The 13,338-nt window shown below is 69.4% G+C and carries 14 protein-coding genes and 1 pseudogene; 9 read left to right on the forward strand and 6 right to left on the reverse strand.

The window, feature by feature from the left end; genetic code table 11:
* Window positions 1-6 precede the first annotated feature (6 nt).
* Both OHA68_RS35420 and OHA68_RS35425 read left to right on the forward strand, forming a co-directional pair.
* The gene (locus OHA68_RS35420) at window positions 7-507 is read left to right on the forward strand and encodes an FBP domain-containing protein (protein ID WP_327104126.1); all 501 of its coding nucleotides are present in this window, start codon (window positions 7-9) and stop codon (window positions 505-507) included.
* Between the two features lie 162 nt (window positions 508-669).
* Window positions 670-2,238 carry an FAD-binding oxidoreductase gene (locus tag OHA68_RS35425; protein ID WP_327104127.1) on the forward strand — a complete coding sequence of 523 codons (1,569 nt, stop codon included), beginning with the start codon at window positions 670-672 and terminating at the stop codon, window positions 2,236-2,238.
* 89 nt (window positions 2,239-2,327) lie between these two features.
* Here OHA68_RS35425 and OHA68_RS35430 read toward each other — a convergent pair whose 3' ends face one another.
* Window positions 2,328-2,795, reverse strand: a complete 468-nt coding sequence (locus OHA68_RS35430) for a MarR family winged helix-turn-helix transcriptional regulator (RefSeq protein ID WP_327104128.1) — start codon at window positions 2,793-2,795, stop codon at window positions 2,328-2,330.
* Between the two features lie 93 nt (window positions 2,796-2,888).
* On the opposite strand from OHA68_RS35430, the gene OHA68_RS35435 reads away from it, so the two are divergent.
* Window positions 2,889-3,707 carry an SDR family NAD(P)-dependent oxidoreductase gene (locus OHA68_RS35435; RefSeq protein ID WP_327104129.1) on the forward strand — a complete coding sequence of 273 codons (819 nt, stop codon included), beginning with the start codon at window positions 2,889-2,891 and terminating at the stop codon, window positions 3,705-3,707.
* A gap of 17 nt (window positions 3,708-3,724) precedes the next feature.
* On the opposite strand, the gene OHA68_RS35440 is transcribed toward OHA68_RS35435, so the two are convergent.
* Window positions 3,725-4,795 (reverse strand): hypothetical protein, encoded by a 1,071-nt coding sequence (locus OHA68_RS35440; protein ID WP_327104130.1) that lies wholly within the window; start codon window positions 4,793-4,795, stop codon window positions 3,725-3,727.
* Window positions 4,796-4,902: 107 nt separating this feature from the next.
* Between OHA68_RS35440 and OHA68_RS35445 the strand changes: the two genes are divergently transcribed.
* Together OHA68_RS35445 and OHA68_RS35450 are read left to right on the forward strand one after the other, a co-directional pair.
* Window positions 4,903-5,496 (forward strand): TetR/AcrR family transcriptional regulator, encoded by a 594-nt coding sequence (locus OHA68_RS35445; protein ID WP_327104131.1) that lies wholly within the window; start codon window positions 4,903-4,905, stop codon window positions 5,494-5,496.
* 199 nt (window positions 5,497-5,695) lie between these two features.
* Window positions 5,696-7,165, forward strand: a complete 1,470-nt coding sequence (locus OHA68_RS35450) for a hypothetical protein (RefSeq protein WP_327104132.1) — start codon at window positions 5,696-5,698, stop codon at window positions 7,163-7,165.
* A gap of 477 nt (window positions 7,166-7,642) precedes the next feature.
* On the opposite strand, the gene OHA68_RS35455 is transcribed toward OHA68_RS35450, so the two are convergent.
* Window positions 7,643-7,990, reverse strand: a complete 348-nt coding sequence (locus OHA68_RS35455) for a hypothetical protein (protein ID WP_327104133.1) — start codon at window positions 7,988-7,990, stop codon at window positions 7,643-7,645.
* On the opposite strand from OHA68_RS35455, the gene OHA68_RS35460 reads away from it, so the two are divergent.
* Entirely contained in the window at window positions 7,989-8,291 is a 303-nt protein-coding gene (locus OHA68_RS35460; RefSeq protein WP_327104134.1) for a hypothetical protein, read from the forward strand. The two genes, OHA68_RS35455 and OHA68_RS35460, sit on opposite strands and share 2 nt — an antisense overlap.
* 199 nt (window positions 8,292-8,490) lie before the next feature.
* Complete coding sequence (locus OHA68_RS35465) at window positions 8,491-8,886, forward strand: thiamine pyrophosphate-dependent enzyme (protein ID WP_327104135.1); 396 nt, start codon at window positions 8,491-8,493, stop codon at window positions 8,884-8,886.
* A 106-nt stretch (window positions 8,887-8,992) separates the two neighbouring features.
* On the opposite strand, the gene OHA68_RS45435 is transcribed toward OHA68_RS35465, so the two are convergent.
* Window positions 8,993-10,843, reverse strand: a complete 1,851-nt coding sequence (locus OHA68_RS45435; protein WP_407674523.1) for a hypothetical protein — start codon at window positions 10,841-10,843, stop codon at window positions 8,993-8,995.
* Between OHA68_RS45435 and OHA68_RS45440 the strand changes: the two genes are divergently transcribed.
* Complete coding sequence (locus tag OHA68_RS45440) at window positions 10,737-11,051, forward strand: hypothetical protein (RefSeq protein WP_407674378.1); 315 nt, start codon at window positions 10,737-10,739, stop codon at window positions 11,049-11,051. The genes OHA68_RS45435 and OHA68_RS45440 overlap by 107 nt on opposite strands.
* Window positions 11,052-11,090: 39 nt before the next feature.
* Here the strand turns inward: OHA68_RS45440 and OHA68_RS45445 are convergent.
* Window positions 11,091-11,213: pseudogene (locus OHA68_RS45445) on the reverse strand (hypothetical protein); the annotation flags it as partial.
* A gap of 86 nt (window positions 11,214-11,299) precedes the next feature.
* On the opposite strand from OHA68_RS45445, the gene OHA68_RS35485 reads away from it, so the two are divergent.
* Window positions 11,300-11,797 (forward strand): hypothetical protein, encoded by a 498-nt coding sequence (locus tag OHA68_RS35485; protein ID WP_327104137.1) that lies wholly within the window; start codon window positions 11,300-11,302, stop codon window positions 11,795-11,797.
* On the opposite strand, the gene OHA68_RS35490 is transcribed toward OHA68_RS35485, so the two are convergent.
* Window positions 11,762-12,595: a hypothetical protein gene (locus OHA68_RS35490; RefSeq protein ID WP_327104138.1), complete on the reverse strand. Its 834-nt coding sequence runs from the start codon at window positions 12,593-12,595 to the stop codon at window positions 11,762-11,764. The genes OHA68_RS35485 and OHA68_RS35490 overlap by 36 nt on opposite strands.
* Window positions 12,596-13,338: the final 743 nt, after the last annotated feature.

Here is a 13,338-nt window from a genome sequence, read left to right on the forward strand (position 1 = left end):
CCGTACATGAGACCCATCATCGAGAGCGACCTCCGAGGGTCGTTCGTCAACTGCTCCAAGGGCGAGACCAAGCGCCTGGGCGTGCCCAGGGACCTCGACGAGCAGCCCTGGGACGACCTCGACTTCCTCGGCTGGCGAGATCCCGGCGCCCCCGAGCGCGGCTATCTCGTCACCGAACGCGACGACGGCACCCTCGCCGGGATCGCGCTCCGGGCGGCCCCCGGCACCGCGCGAGGCTTCACCTCGCGCAGCATGTGCTCGCTCTGCCTGACCACCCACACCAGCGGCGGCGTGGCGCTGATGACCGCCCGCCGCACCGGCGAGGCCGGCCGTCTGGGCAACACCGTCGGGCAGTATCTGTGCGCCGATCTGGCCTGCTCCCTTTACATCCGGGGCAAGAAGCAGACGGTTGTGGGGGCCGACTTCGACGAGACCCTCTCCATGGACGAGCGAGCCGCCCGCACCCGGACCAACCTGGCCGCCTTCATCGACAAGGTCCTCGAATGACGTTGTGACGTCGTCCTGCATCCGGCCGATCGGCGTCGGTATCGCCGCCTGCCGCGTGAGAGGCGTGCGATCGTTCATCACTCTGCGAAGTTGATATATTACTGACGGTCAGGCTAGCTCCACGCCGGCCGCCGAGGAGGCCGTACTTCGAAAGGCTCGACGATGGCACGTCACTCCGGGACCAAGATCGAGCCCGACGACCCCCGCTACGAGCCGCTCCGGCGCGGGTTCAACTCCCGGTGGCTGGCCGCCCGGCCCGACTACATCCGGCTTCCGCGCACCGGTGAGGAGGTCAGGCACGCGCTGCGGGAGGCGGTTCACGAACCCGCGCCCCCGCACCGGTCGCGCATCACGGTCCGCTCCGGCGGTCACTGCTACGAGGACTTCGTCTGCTCTCCCGACGTACGGGTGATCATCGACATGTCGCTGATGGACGGCGTCTACGCCGACGGTGCCATGGACGCCGTCTGCATGGAGGCCGGCGCCACCATCGGGCAGCTGTACAAGAAGCTCTACCAGGCGACCGGCAAGGCGCTGCCCGGTGGCTCGTGCGCCACGGTCGGGCTCGGCGGCCACGTGGCCGGCGGCGGTTTCGGCCTGCTGTCGCGGCAGTACGGCCTCACCGTCGACTATCTGTACGCCGTGGAGGTGGCCGTCGTCGACGAGGCCGGTGGGGTGGAGCTGGTCACCGCCACCAGGGACGACGCCGATCCCGACCTCAGGGACCTGTGGTGGGCGCACACGGGGGGCGGCGGAGGCAACTTCGGCATCGTCACCCGGATGTGGTTCCGCGATCTTCCCCAGGCGCCGAAGAGCGTGCTGCTCGCCACCGGGGGCTGGAAGTGGGCGGAGGTGGACGAGGACCGGTTCCGGCGCATCGTCGGCAACTTCGGCGCCTTCTTCGACCGGCACCGGGGCGGCCCTGACGACGAGTACGCCGACCTGTTCGCCATCCTCCTGCTGACCCACGCGAGCCGGCCCGAGATCGGCCTGATCGCCCAGATCGATGCCGATGTCCCGCACGCCCGCGACCTGATCGTCGACTTCGAGCGGGAGATCAACCGGGATGTCGGGCGAGAGCTGCACCCGCTGACCGAGGTGCTCGGCGAGCACGCGGCCTTCGCCATCGGCGAGGCGTTCGGCGAGCAGGTGGGCCTCATCACCGGGGAGAGCCGGATCCGCAGGCTCCCGGCGCTGCCCTGGACGGTCATCAGCAGGGTCATGGGCGCCCCGAAACCCAACGACAAATGCGGCAAGTACAAGTCCGCCTACATGCGCAGGCCGCTGCCCGCGGAGCAGGTCAGCGCACTGTGGAAGGGGCTGACCGAAGATCGGGAGACTCCCCGTGAGGCGGTGGTGCAGATCGACTCCTATGGCTCCGCCGTCAACCGGCTGCGGCCGGAGGAGACCGCGATGGCGCAGCGCGACTCCATCATGAAGCTGCAGCACCAGATCTACTGGCCGCAGGACCAGGACGGCGCCGACCATCTGCGGTGGATCCGCACCCTGTACCGGAGCATGTATCCCGGCGGAGCGCCCGTCCCCGACGACACCACCGACGGGTGTTACATCAACTATCCGGACCTCGACCTGAGCGACCCCGCCTGGAACACCTCCGGAGTGCCCTGGTCGACCCTCTATTACGGTGGCAACTACCCCCGGCTGCAACGCGCCAAGCGGCGCTGGGACCCCCGCAACGTCTTCCGCCACGGCCAGTCCATCGAGCTCTGAGCGACGGCCGACCAGCCCGTCGAGTTCTGGACGTCGGCCGGGTCGGCCGTCGAGCTCTGGGCGGCGGACGGGCGGGGCCGCAGCCGGTGTCAGCCCTGGATTTCGCCTGTTGCCGCCGCCGGGCCGCCGGTTTCCTGGTCGGCGGGCTCGAGCGTCTTCCGCAGGAGCTTCATCAGCTCACGCAGGTCCTCGGGGCTCAGCCGAGCGAACGGGGTCAGGGCCAGCGTCGCCGCGATCACGGTGGCCCGCGCGCGCCGTCCGCTCTCCGTGAGGGTCAGCACGCGTGAACGGCGGTCGGCAGGGTCGACGGACCGCTCGACGAACTCCCGCTCGACGAGCTGGTTCGTGATGAAGCTGAGGTTGGGCGCGTTGCAGAACAACCGATGGGCCATCGTCTTCATCGACGGCGGCGCCTCATCGGGATCGATCAACCAGAGGGCCTGAGCGGTCGCGGGGGTCAGACCCTGCTCAGCCAGTACGGCCGCGATCCGGTCGCCGGTCAGCATGGACAGCTCATGGCTCGCGACCACCACTGCTTCAAGGATGCTCCGGGTCATGACCCCATCCTAGCTTTTGTACTTCGAGACTCGAAGTGTTACGTTAATTCGAGTCTCGAAGTAACTTCCGCATCTGACAGGAAGCGATCGCTCATGCATGACTACTCGAACACCACGGCCCTGGTCACCGGCGCCTCGAAAGGACTGGGCGAGGCGTATGCGCATGAGCTCGCCCGCCGAGGTGCGAACCTCGTCCTCGTCGCCCGCTCCGCCGGCGCGCTTCACGCTCTCGCCGAGCGGATCCAAGCCGCGCACCACGTCAGCGTGCACGTGATCGCCGCAGACCTCTCGGACCGGCGTTCCCCGCAGGCGGTGGTCGACGAGCTCAAACGTCTCGGCCTGGAGGTGGACCTCCTGGTCAACAATGCCGGGCTGGGAGCGGTCGGCCCCTTCCTGAGCCGCCCTCTCGAACCCAATCTCCAGTCGGTCGAGGTGAACGTCGCCGCCCTGATGGGCCTGGTCCACCTGGTGGGCGCCGGCATGCTCGAACGCGGTCGCGGCGGCATCATCAACGTCGCTTCCACGGCCGCCTTCCAGCCCATGCCGTACCAAGCGAGTTACGCCGCGACCAAAGCGTTCGTGCTCTCGTTCACCGAGGCGCTCACCGAGGAGCTCCGGGGGACCGGCCTGCGGGTGATGGCAGCGCATCCCGGGGCCACCGACACCGGGTTCTTCAGCGGGACGACCGCGTCCATGGACCCGAAGGCGGACACCCCGGCGAGCGTCGCGGCGAACACGCTCGACGACTTCGCACGCGGCCGGTCCGTCTCCTATCCAGGTCGCGCCTGCAACCGTGCCGCGACCTGGGCCTCGCGCCTGCTGCCACGGGGCACGGTCGCCGGGATCACCGGCGGCCTCAACCGCAGAGCCGGATTCCATGACGTCAGCGATGTCGGCTCCGCCACGTCATGAAGGACAGGCGCGCCTGGCTATCCGATGTGGCGTACGGCCGGCTGAAGGTCGGTGGGTGAGCCGGCCTCCGGGCGGTAGTGGTCGGCCAGGGCGGTGAAGGCGGCCTTGGGTTCCCAGGGCAGGCCGGGGTAGGTGACGCCGAGACGGTCCTCGTAGACCTTGACGATGCCGTAGCTGGCCAGGTCCAGGTCCTCGCGGGGGTCGCCGTCGGGGCGGTGGACGTGGTCGTACAGGGCGAAGGTGAAGACGAAGGCGCTGTCGACGCCGCCGGCCTCGAAGGCGGCCAGCAGTTCGCGCAGATAGGCGGCCTGGCCGGCCTCGTCGCGGCGGTACACACCGTTCAGCCGGACGGGTTCGCGCGTGTCCTTGTCGTACTCCACGATCTCCAGACCGTGCGCGCCCCTCTCGCCGGCGCCCTGGTAGCCGGCCGAGCCGAACTCGGTGATCGCGACCGGCTTGCCCTGCGCGACGAGGCCGCGGATGCCTTCGGCGAACCGGTCGGCGATCTCGGCCGACCGGTAGAGATCTACGGACACGATGTCGAAGGGCGCCCAGTCGACGCGCTCAAGAGGTACGGAGGCGTACGTCACCTTGCCGCCGAAGTGCTCGCGGACGAGTGTCACGGCCCGGCCGAGGAAGTCGTTGACGCGGGTGCTGACCTCGCCGAGCTGCTCGCGCAGGTGCTCCGGCCGGAGCAGGAACGCGACGCGCTCGTCGATGCTGTCGCCGGGCAGGAAGCCCTTGTTCATCAGGCTGAGCTCGGCGCCGGTGACGAACACGACCTCGGCTCCCCGGACCCTGAGCCGCTCCGCGCGGGCGGCGCAGTCGGCGAACAGCGACAGCGTCTCCTCCGGGGACAGCTCCAGCGGGTAGGGGGAGAACCAGACCTCCAGGCCCAGGTCGGCGGCGTGCGCCGCGGCGAGCTCAATCCGTTCCGGGTTGCCTCCCATGACGCGCACCGCGGTGCAGTGCAGGTCATCGCGGATGATGCGGAGCTCGCGCCTGACGACCTCCGGGTCTAAGTCCCCGCGGCCGAGCACTCCCTTGTGGACGAAGCCGGTGTCGTAGCTGATGCCTTTGGCTCGCATCTCATGCCTTCCTCTGAGGGTACTGGACGTACCTTAAGCTTATGAGCACGGCCCTGACAAGGCGGCGCGGGAGGGTACGATCAGTACCGGTAAGGGGAGGGGATCCGATGGGTGCCGGAGGGACGCGGCGGCGTGGGGCCGCGCTGGAGGAGGCGATCCTGCATGCCGCGGTGGCCGAACTCACCGCGTCCGGATACGCGGGGTTGACCATGGACAAGGTCGCCGCCCGTGCCGGCACCAACAAGAACGCCATCTACCGCCGCTGGCCGAACCGCCTCGCGCTCGGCATCGCCGCCTACCGCCAACTGGCCACGACGGTCCCGCCGCCCGACACCGGCGACCTGCGTGGCGACGTCCTGGAGCTGCTGCGCCAGGCGAACCGGCACTGGAGCTCACCTCTCGGCGCGATCCTGCGCGAGCTGCTGTCCGCCGCCGGCGGCGCGTCGCAAGCCCTGGCGCAGCTGCGAGAGCAGTCCGGCGACGCCGTGGCCGCTCCCTGGCTGACCATCCTGGGGCGCGCGGTCGCACGCGGTGAAGCCTCGCCCGAAGCCCTCCATCCACGGGTCGCCACCGTGGCCATCGTCCTGCTGCGCAACGAGTTCGTCATGCGCGGAGCCCCGACCACCTCCGACGACGTCCTCATCGAGATCGTCGACGAGGTGTACCTGCCGCTGGTACGGCGACGCGCGCCGACCGCCTGACCCGCCACCCGACCACCGTCATACGGTCACCGCCGCGAGCCGCGAGCCGCGAGCCCGGGAGGCCCGGCCTCGGGGAACAGCGGAGCAGGGGACCGGCTGATCGCCTTGGGCCGCCTCCCTGCGTTCACGGCGCGTATGCGTCGCCGGTGCGGCTCACTACTATTCCGCCATGCCTTTCGATCTTGCACGGTACGCATTCATGGCCGTGTTTTTCGTCCTGTTCGCGGGCCTTCCCGCGGCCTGGGCCATCCCTGCCGCGGTGCTCTCTGCCCCGCCCAACCGCCACAAGTTCATGCGCTTGCGATTCGTCGTCGTGGGACTGTTGGTGTCGTTCGCCGGCGTCTTATTGATGGGGCTCGGCGCCTGGCTGGGGCGTGAGGATTCGCGCTACGGCGCCATCGAATCCATCGGGATGCTGCTGATCTCCCTCATAGGTGCGGGTCTGGTTGTCGCCGGTCTCGGCCCGCTGCCTTCGTGGCTGCTGCAGCTCCCCGGTACGTACGCGGAACGGCTGCCGCTGCCCTTCCGCCTGGCGGCCCGCGACCTGGCCCACCGTCGTGGTCGCGCGGTGCTCGCGATCACGCTGGCGATGATGGCGACGGCCTTCGGCATCGCGCTGACGGTCATCTCGGTCGGCGAAACGACGCAGAGCAGGGCCGAATACACTCCCCGGGCCCGGCCGGGCAGCTTGTTGATCCGGTCGAGCGCCTTGTTCGCGCAGCAGCCTTTCTCGGCGGCCGATGCGGGCACCGTACAAGCGGCGATCGAGCGGGAATTGCCCGGGGTGCCGATCGCCCAGAGCGAGCGCCCTTCGGCCGAATCCTGGTACTTCCGTGCGAGGGCGGAGAACGTCGAGATACCGGAGGAGGCCGTCTACTGGGACCAGGCCATCGGTGACGAGAAGCTGCTGCGGTACCTCACGGGCGATCAGTCGACACCGTACGACGAGAGCATGGCCGTGGTGATCACGTCAGCCGACGTGAAGGTCGACTCGGTCCAGCTCTCCTACGAGATCCACGAGAACGACGAGACAACGACCACCAGGACCGTCCGGGCGGTCACCGCCAGGACCGCCGACCCGCACATGGAGACGATCTTCGTCCCCTCGAAGATCGTCCGGGACCTCGGCTACCAGCTCCAACCGGACGAACTGATCGTGGACCCCACTGTCCGCCGGGTCACGGTGCAAGAGCAAGAACGTCTCGACGACCGGCTGGACGACGCGGTCGCGGAAACATACATCGAGCGGGGCTTCGAGGCTTCGACCGGGTGGCTGCCCGTCGTCGCGGCGGCGTTCCTCATCGCCCTCGCGTGCGCGCTGGCCGCCGGCTTCGGCAAGGCCGCGAACGCGCGCCAGGCCCGGGTCCTGAGGCGGGCCGGCAACGGATCAGCCACGGCCTTCCGATGGTTCTGCGCCCTCCGCGCGGGTCTGAGCGCCCTGTACGGAACAGCCCTTGGCGCGATCGCCGGATGTCCCGCCGGGATGTTGCTGCTGTGGCCCCTGACGGTGCGCACCACGTGGGAGGAACCGGTACGGGTGCCCTTCGAGACCCCCTGGCCTGCGATCGTGGCCGTCGCCGCCGGCCTTCCCCTCCTCGCCGCCGCCCTCGGTGCGCTCCTCACCCGCGACCAGTCGTACCCTCCCACACCCGCTGCGCCTCGCCCCTGAAGCGACCCCGGAACTTGATCGTGCGGGCCATCATCGTCCGGTTCTGGCCGTCCTCACCCGCATTGAACCCTGAAAGCGGAAACCACAGATACTCCGGCCGGGACAGGGCGTCGACCAGCATCGGCGGCACCCATCCCTGCAGCCAGCACCACGACAGGAACTCCCCAACCTTCCCCCCCATGACCACGTTCGCGGTGCCACCTGCTGTTCTGGTCATCCACCGAAAACACGCCTGAACAGCCACAAGAGTCACGAACGATCGTTTTCTGAAGACCCGCCCGACCGGCCCGCGTGTGACTTAGATCGCTCGATGGCGCGATTTCGCATCGCTATTCGGCATATTGTCTCAACCGCACAGAACAATAGTGTCGGATATAGACGGCTCGTTATAACAGGCCAACGGCGGTTGCGTCGCGACTACGACGACTTCCAGCAATCAGATGCCACGGGAAAGCCCAGCGTCACTTTGATCGCGGATCAGTGCAGGCCCGGGTTGAAGTAGCTCACCCCCGTGATCACCAGATCCACACCGGTGAGTTCATAGAAGGTGGCGAACCCGATCTGTTCGGGAGGTTGGACCCTGGCGGGATAGCGACCCGCTGCGGCGAGCAAGCGGCGTCCCAGATGCCGCGACATCATCGATTGGAAGAACGTCCGGGCAGCGAACCCGGGGAACAGGCCCCGATCCAGCAGCAGGTTGTTGAGATATGCCTGCGGGGCCCGGCGTACCTGCTCAGCCATGGGAGAGTCCAACGTTCCAAGCAAGGCGTCGAGCAGCGCCGAGGCAGCGGCACCGAGAGCAAGCATGGGCAGCGGAGCTGCCATGGTCAAAGCCCTTCGTGCCGTGCTGGGGCGGTCGATCCTGGGTTTGCCTCCCACCGCCGATTCGCCTCTGCTGTTGACGAGTCGGTACTGGCCCGGTGCCGGTCCGTCGAAAAAGCCCGCGAAGGTCGACGATCGGGAGAGCACAGCCTTGAGTTGCTGCGCCGTCATCCCCATGCCGAGTAGTAGTGCGGTAATAGCGCCCGCCGACGAGCCGCTGATCCCGGCGATCTGGCTCGTCCCTGGATTCTTCGATGTCGATCGGCAGGATCTTCATCGTTTCCAGCGCCTGGATGGCGCCTAAGAAGGTGGCTCCCTTGCCACCTCCGCCCTCCAGCGCCAGGTAGGCCAGCTTCGTACGGTCCACCCGGCCGCCGTTGGCTTGGTTGGTCTTCGGAATCATCAGCAATGACCCCGGGGGTAGGGACGTCGGCAGCGGTGACCTCGGCCCAAATGCCATCCTGCTTCTTTTCCCACTTCGGCAGCGTGTTGTCGGCACGCAGGTGGACCAGCGTCGTCGGCACGCGGACCTCCCATGGGTCGCCCACGGGAACTCCTGCAGGGGGGAAGTTCTCGGCCGCCCGAAGTTCTTCGAGCATGGGGAGGTAACGCTCGCTGGTGATGAGGCCGACTTCTCCGCCTGGGCCAGGTCGTGCGGCGGCTGCGGGGCCAAGGTCACCGAGTCCGGCGACGCGGTCGGGGCGATCGCGCAGGCGCTGACCCACGACGGCCCGGCGCTGGTGGACGTGGACGTCGACCCGAACGAGCCGCCCATGCCCGGCAAGGTCTCCTACGACCAGGCCAAGAGCTTCGCGCAGGCTTTCCTCAAGGGCCAGCCGCACAAGGCGGCCATCGCCATCACCCTGTTCAAGGACCGCATCCAGAAACTCGGCGACTAGCCCTTCACGGCGATGCCGCAACATGCGAATATACGTTCGAAGAAAGAAGATCGTCTTTCGGAACGGAGTGCATGTGCGTCCATCAGCCTCTGAACGCATCGGCCGATTAGTCGCCTTGGCCGGGTCCCTGCTCCTGGCGGCGAGCCTGCTCGCCGCCCCAGCCCCCGCCGCCGCGGCCGCCGATCTCGTCGCCGACCTCGGGGTCGCGGGCAAGGGCGGGGACCTGGTGGCCGGCCACGGCAAGGTCTTCGTCGCCGCCGACGACCGGATCGTGGTCACGCACCTCGACGGCGAGGCCGTCACCACGATCGGCGGCCTGTCCGGAGTCACCGCCCTGTCCGCGCCGGACGGCGCCAGGAAGGTGTACGCGACGCTGAGCGGCACGCATGAGGTGATCGAGATCGACACCGCCACGGTCGCCGTCACCCGGCGCATCGATCTGTCCGCGTATCCGTGCCCGTCCACGCTGGCGCAGGCCCACAACCGGCTGTGGATCGGATACGGCTGCGGCGGGGCGGGTGAGGGAGGGGTCGTCGCGGTCGATGTGCGGGCCACCCCCATCCTGGTCAAGGTCGGGCCGGCCACGACCCGGCCTCCGCTGGTCGCGGTCGCCGGCGCCTTCCTCGCCGTGTCGGAGCCGGGAGCCAGCCCCGCCACCGTCAGGCTGTACGACGTCAACCGCGACCCGGGCAACCCGCTCGGCGAGATCCTCGGCGACGCGGACGGGCTGCCGCCCCTGGAGGACCTGGCCCTCGCCTACCAAGGGTCGGCGGTGCTGCCGGTGCCGTCCGGCGCCCACCGCTTCGACGCCTGGGACACCACGACCTTCGACCGGGCCCACGCCTACGACGAGAAGGGGCCGGCCGGGCACGAACTGGCCGCCACCGTCGCGGCCAGCGAGAACGGCTCCTACGTCGTGGGCGGCTGGAACTCCGCCGCGGGTGACGCGGCGGAGCTCGTGGTCTACGACGCGACCACGAGAGAGGTGATCTACACGGCCGGCCACCAGGGAAAGGCGCTGGTGCCGGGCAGCATCGGCTTCTACGGCATCTACACCTTCGCGGTGCTGAAGGAGCCCGGCACCGGGCGCATGCACCTCTGGCGGCTGCCGTCCGCGCCGTACCACTCCTCGGCCCTGACCCTGACGGCGCCCGCCGAGGCGAACGCGCTCAAGCCGCTGACCATCAGCGGACGGCTCACGCTCAGCACCGGGGCGACCCCCGGCGTGCAGACGCTGCACCTGTACAGCTGGCTCCCCGACGGCACCGACCGGCCCTTCCGGGAGGTCACCACAGCGGCGGACGGGACCTACGCGTTCACCGACACCCCACCGGGCATCGGGGCGTTCAGGTATCGCCTGTCCTGGCCGGGCAACTCCTGGTATGACGGGGACTACGCGACGGCGACCGTCACGGTGGCCAGGTACGAACCGGCGCTCACCGTGACCGGGCCCGCGACGGGCGCCGTCGGCGAGCTGCTGGAGTTCAGCGGCACCTTTGCCGCCGAGGGCGTCGTCTACCCGCGCACGACGGTCACCGTCAGCCGCAGGGCCGTCGCGCCGGACGGCACCGTCACCACCAAGGGTCAGAAACTGGCCGCCGCCACCGACGGGACGTTCGCCTTCACCGACACGCCGGCCACGGCCGGGAAGCACACCTACACCGTCACGCTGGTCGGGAGCTCGACCGTCAAGGGAACGAGCACCAATCACGTGGTCACCGTCGTCGAGCCGGCGGGATAGCGTCCCAGGGAGCCGGGGCCTACCTCTCGTAGGCCTCGGCGATGCCGGCCGCGGCGGCGCGCAGGGGCTCCACCAGGCGGGGCAGCTCGCCCGCCGCGCGGGCAGCACGATGCCCAGCGCAGCGACGGGCCGCCCGGCCACGACGACCGGAGCGGCGGCCGGGCACGAGCCGGCCGTCATCTCCTCGTACGTCAGCGCGTACCCCCGCGCCCGCACCGCCGCCAGCTCCCTGGCCAGCCGGGCATCGGCCCGGCGGCCGAGCGCGGCTCGGCGTTTGGCCTCCTGCCGGTCCGGCAGCCGTATCTCCGCCGCACGGAGGCGCTGCCGCTCGCGCGCGCCGATGGTCCCCTCCACCCCCGCCATGGGGCAGGCCGGGGATCTCGCCAAGCCTGCGCAGGCCTTCGACAAGACCAAGAGCCGCTAGTTGATCTTCTTGCCCTTCACGGGATGCCTTCCGGATCTGCCCGTTGCCGCCATGGCAGATCGTGCGGGCCGGCCGGTGCCGCGACTCCTGCACGGTGAGCCGCTTGTTGAGCTTGCGCCGGTAGGTGTCGTCGATCGGGTCCAGGATGGACAGCAGGCGCAGGGTCTTGGGGAGTTCACCCCTGCAGGGGAGGCGTCTGGCTCGCTGGGGGGAGGGATGTCCGGTGTGCGGCTTCTACGGTCACAGTCATGGTTGATTCAGATCGTCCGCGCAGGTGGCCGGCGTACGCGGTGGCCGTGTTGTTCCTCGGGTACGCCGCGGGGAAGGCAGCCTTCGCGCTGCAGGCCCGGCTCGGGTTCCCGGGCGGCCCGCCCGTGTCGGCCGCCGAGGCGGCGGGCTATTTCCTGGACCCGGCCACCGCGCAGTGGTTGGCGACCGCGTCCGGCGTGCTGGGCGCGTGCGTCGCCATCGCCACGGTCACCGCCTTGGGACGCAGGGTGCCGAGAACGTTGATGCTCCTCGTGCTGGCCGGGATGCTGCTGGCCGTCGGCGGCGGCGCGGGGATCATGATCGTGGACGGGTTCGTCGGCCTCGGTGTGGGCTGGCAGTGGCACCACGGAGTCCTGGGCATGGTCGTGATCGGGTTGTTCCTGGAGATGCTCCGCTCCTACGCGACGGCGACGAGACGGGCCGTGGCCCACCGGCGGTCATCACTGAGCCGGGGGAGGCTCCGCGCCGACGGGTGAGGACGCGGACGGGACCGGTTCGGCGCTGGGATCGGCGAGGTCGTGGGCGGAGCGGGCCAGCCAGATCACCATCAGGACCTGGGCCGCCGACGCGACGTCGCCGTAGACGTTCGTGTCCGTGGCGAGCGGCAGGCTCACCACCGTGAGCAGCACCGGAGCCACCAAGGCGGCGACGCCGTACCTGACCGTGGCCTGCTGCCAGCGGCCGCTCCGCCGCTGTGCTCGCAGGACGAGCACCATCCAGATCAGGCCCGCCAGGCCGCAGATCACGGGCAGCCAGTCGGGCAACGGCCAGTTGAGGACGTCGATCACCTCGATGGCGGCGGCGCCTCCGTAGGCCACCACGCCGGCGGCCCGCGCGTGATCCGCGTGCTCCAGTTGGCTGCCCAGAACGGGCTGGAACAGCACCACGACGACCCACATCAGCGCGGCGTCCAGCGCCACCGCCCACCAGGGCCAGGAGGGTGCCAGGGCGTAGCACGCCCAGGACGCCGCCGCGGCGTACAGCCCCATCCGCAGCCGCCGCGTATCCCGGTCCAGCTCGGGTGCCGGTCCCGTCAGCGGTCCGCGCAGACTCTGCCACAGCGCCCAGGCGCACGGCAGGCCGGCCACGACCAGGATGAGCGTGTTCGGCCAGGTCACCGCGACGCCCTGGGCCGCCCCTGTGAACAGGGTCAACCGCCACAACCCGCCGAGGTCGCCGGTGGTCAGCGCGATCACGGCGGTGACCGCCAGCGCGCCGACGTACAAACCCGTGATGAGCAGGGCGGGAATACCGAAGCGGTGACGACGGGGCACGGGCCACTTCCTGAGGGCTTGGCAGGGAAAGGCCCCAGATTAGCCAGCCGACGTCCCGAAGTCGATCAAGGATCCTGTGGGCTCGGCAGCCGTGCATTTCTCACGTTCCAGGCTGGGGTCCAGGCCGGAAGCGCCGGTCTCATAGAGGGCCGCCGGCTGTCCCGGTCGCGGACGTTCCTTTTCCGTCGACCACGTCCGAGATCGTGAAAGCCGCGGCGTCGCCCCCGGCTCCGGCGAGAACTGCCTTTTCCACGGCTCCGGCGCCGGGGGATGGAGCCGGAACCCCCTGCCGGTACGCCGATTGGTGTCCCTGGCGTACGGAACAACGTGCGGGCCGTGGCGAATCGTTTGAATTCAACTTCTATAGCGCGGTCCCCATCGTGATGATCTGCCGATGGGATATCGTCTGCACGACGACTCCGTGAGGAGCCTTTGCCCGGCCGGGCGCGGGACCGTTTCGGTGGTGGCCTGTCCGCGCTGACCGCGGCACCGTACTGGCGACAACGCCCGTACGCGTCGCCGAGCCGGTGTTTGGCTTGCCGGTGCTGGTCAGCGCCTGGTGTGATACGCCACGAGTGCGCGTGGGTGTATGGAGTTAACGGCTTCCGGGCGGCTTGTCCCACCGATGCGCTAACACAGTTCGGCCATACGGCCCCCCTGCTATGCAGGTGCGGGGGTGGGCGACTTCACGCTTCAGCGGCAGTTCGCCCGCTTGTTTGACGGGCACTAAGGTTCTGGGTGGC

This window comes from Nonomuraea glycinis (assembly GCF_035920485.1).
GTDB lineage: Bacteria > Actinomycetota > Actinomycetes > Streptosporangiales > Streptosporangiaceae > Nonomuraea > Nonomuraea glycinis.

Coding starts and splice junctions, on each gene's coding strand:
- OHA68_RS45440 (WP_407674378.1), top strand. CDS start 10,737: ATGCCCAGCGCAGCGACGGGCCGCCCGGCCACGACGACCGGAGCGGCG.
- OHA68_RS35430 (WP_327104128.1), bottom strand. CDS start 2,795: ATGACCCGGAGCATCCTTGAAGCAGTGGTGGTCGCGAGCCATGAGCTG.
- OHA68_RS35425 (WP_327104127.1), top strand. CDS start 670: ATGGCACGTCACTCCGGGACCAAGATCGAGCCCGACGACCCCCGCTAC.
- OHA68_RS35450 (WP_327104132.1), top strand. CDS start 5,696: ATGGCCGTGTTTTTCGTCCTGTTCGCGGGCCTTCCCGCGGCCTGGGCC.
- OHA68_RS35445 (WP_327104131.1), top strand. CDS start 4,903: ATGGGTGCCGGAGGGACGCGGCGGCGTGGGGCCGCGCTGGAGGAGGCG.
- OHA68_RS35460 (WP_327104134.1), top strand. CDS start 7,989: ATGGTCAAAGCCCTTCGTGCCGTGCTGGGGCGGTCGATCCTGGGTTTG.
- OHA68_RS35420 (WP_327104126.1), top strand. CDS start 7: ATGAGACCCATCATCGAGAGCGACCTCCGAGGGTCGTTCGTCAACTGC.
- OHA68_RS35435 (WP_327104129.1), top strand. CDS start 2,889: ATGCATGACTACTCGAACACCACGGCCCTGGTCACCGGCGCCTCGAAA.
- OHA68_RS35440 (WP_327104130.1), bottom strand. CDS start 4,795: ATGCGAGCCAAAGGCATCAGCTACGACACCGGCTTCGTCCACAAGGGA.
- OHA68_RS35455 (WP_327104133.1), bottom strand. CDS start 7,990: ATGGCAGCTCCGCTGCCCATGCTTGCTCTCGGTGCCGCTGCCTCGGCG.
- OHA68_RS35485 (WP_327104137.1), top strand. CDS start 11,300: ATGGTTGATTCAGATCGTCCGCGCAGGTGGCCGGCGTACGCGGTGGCC.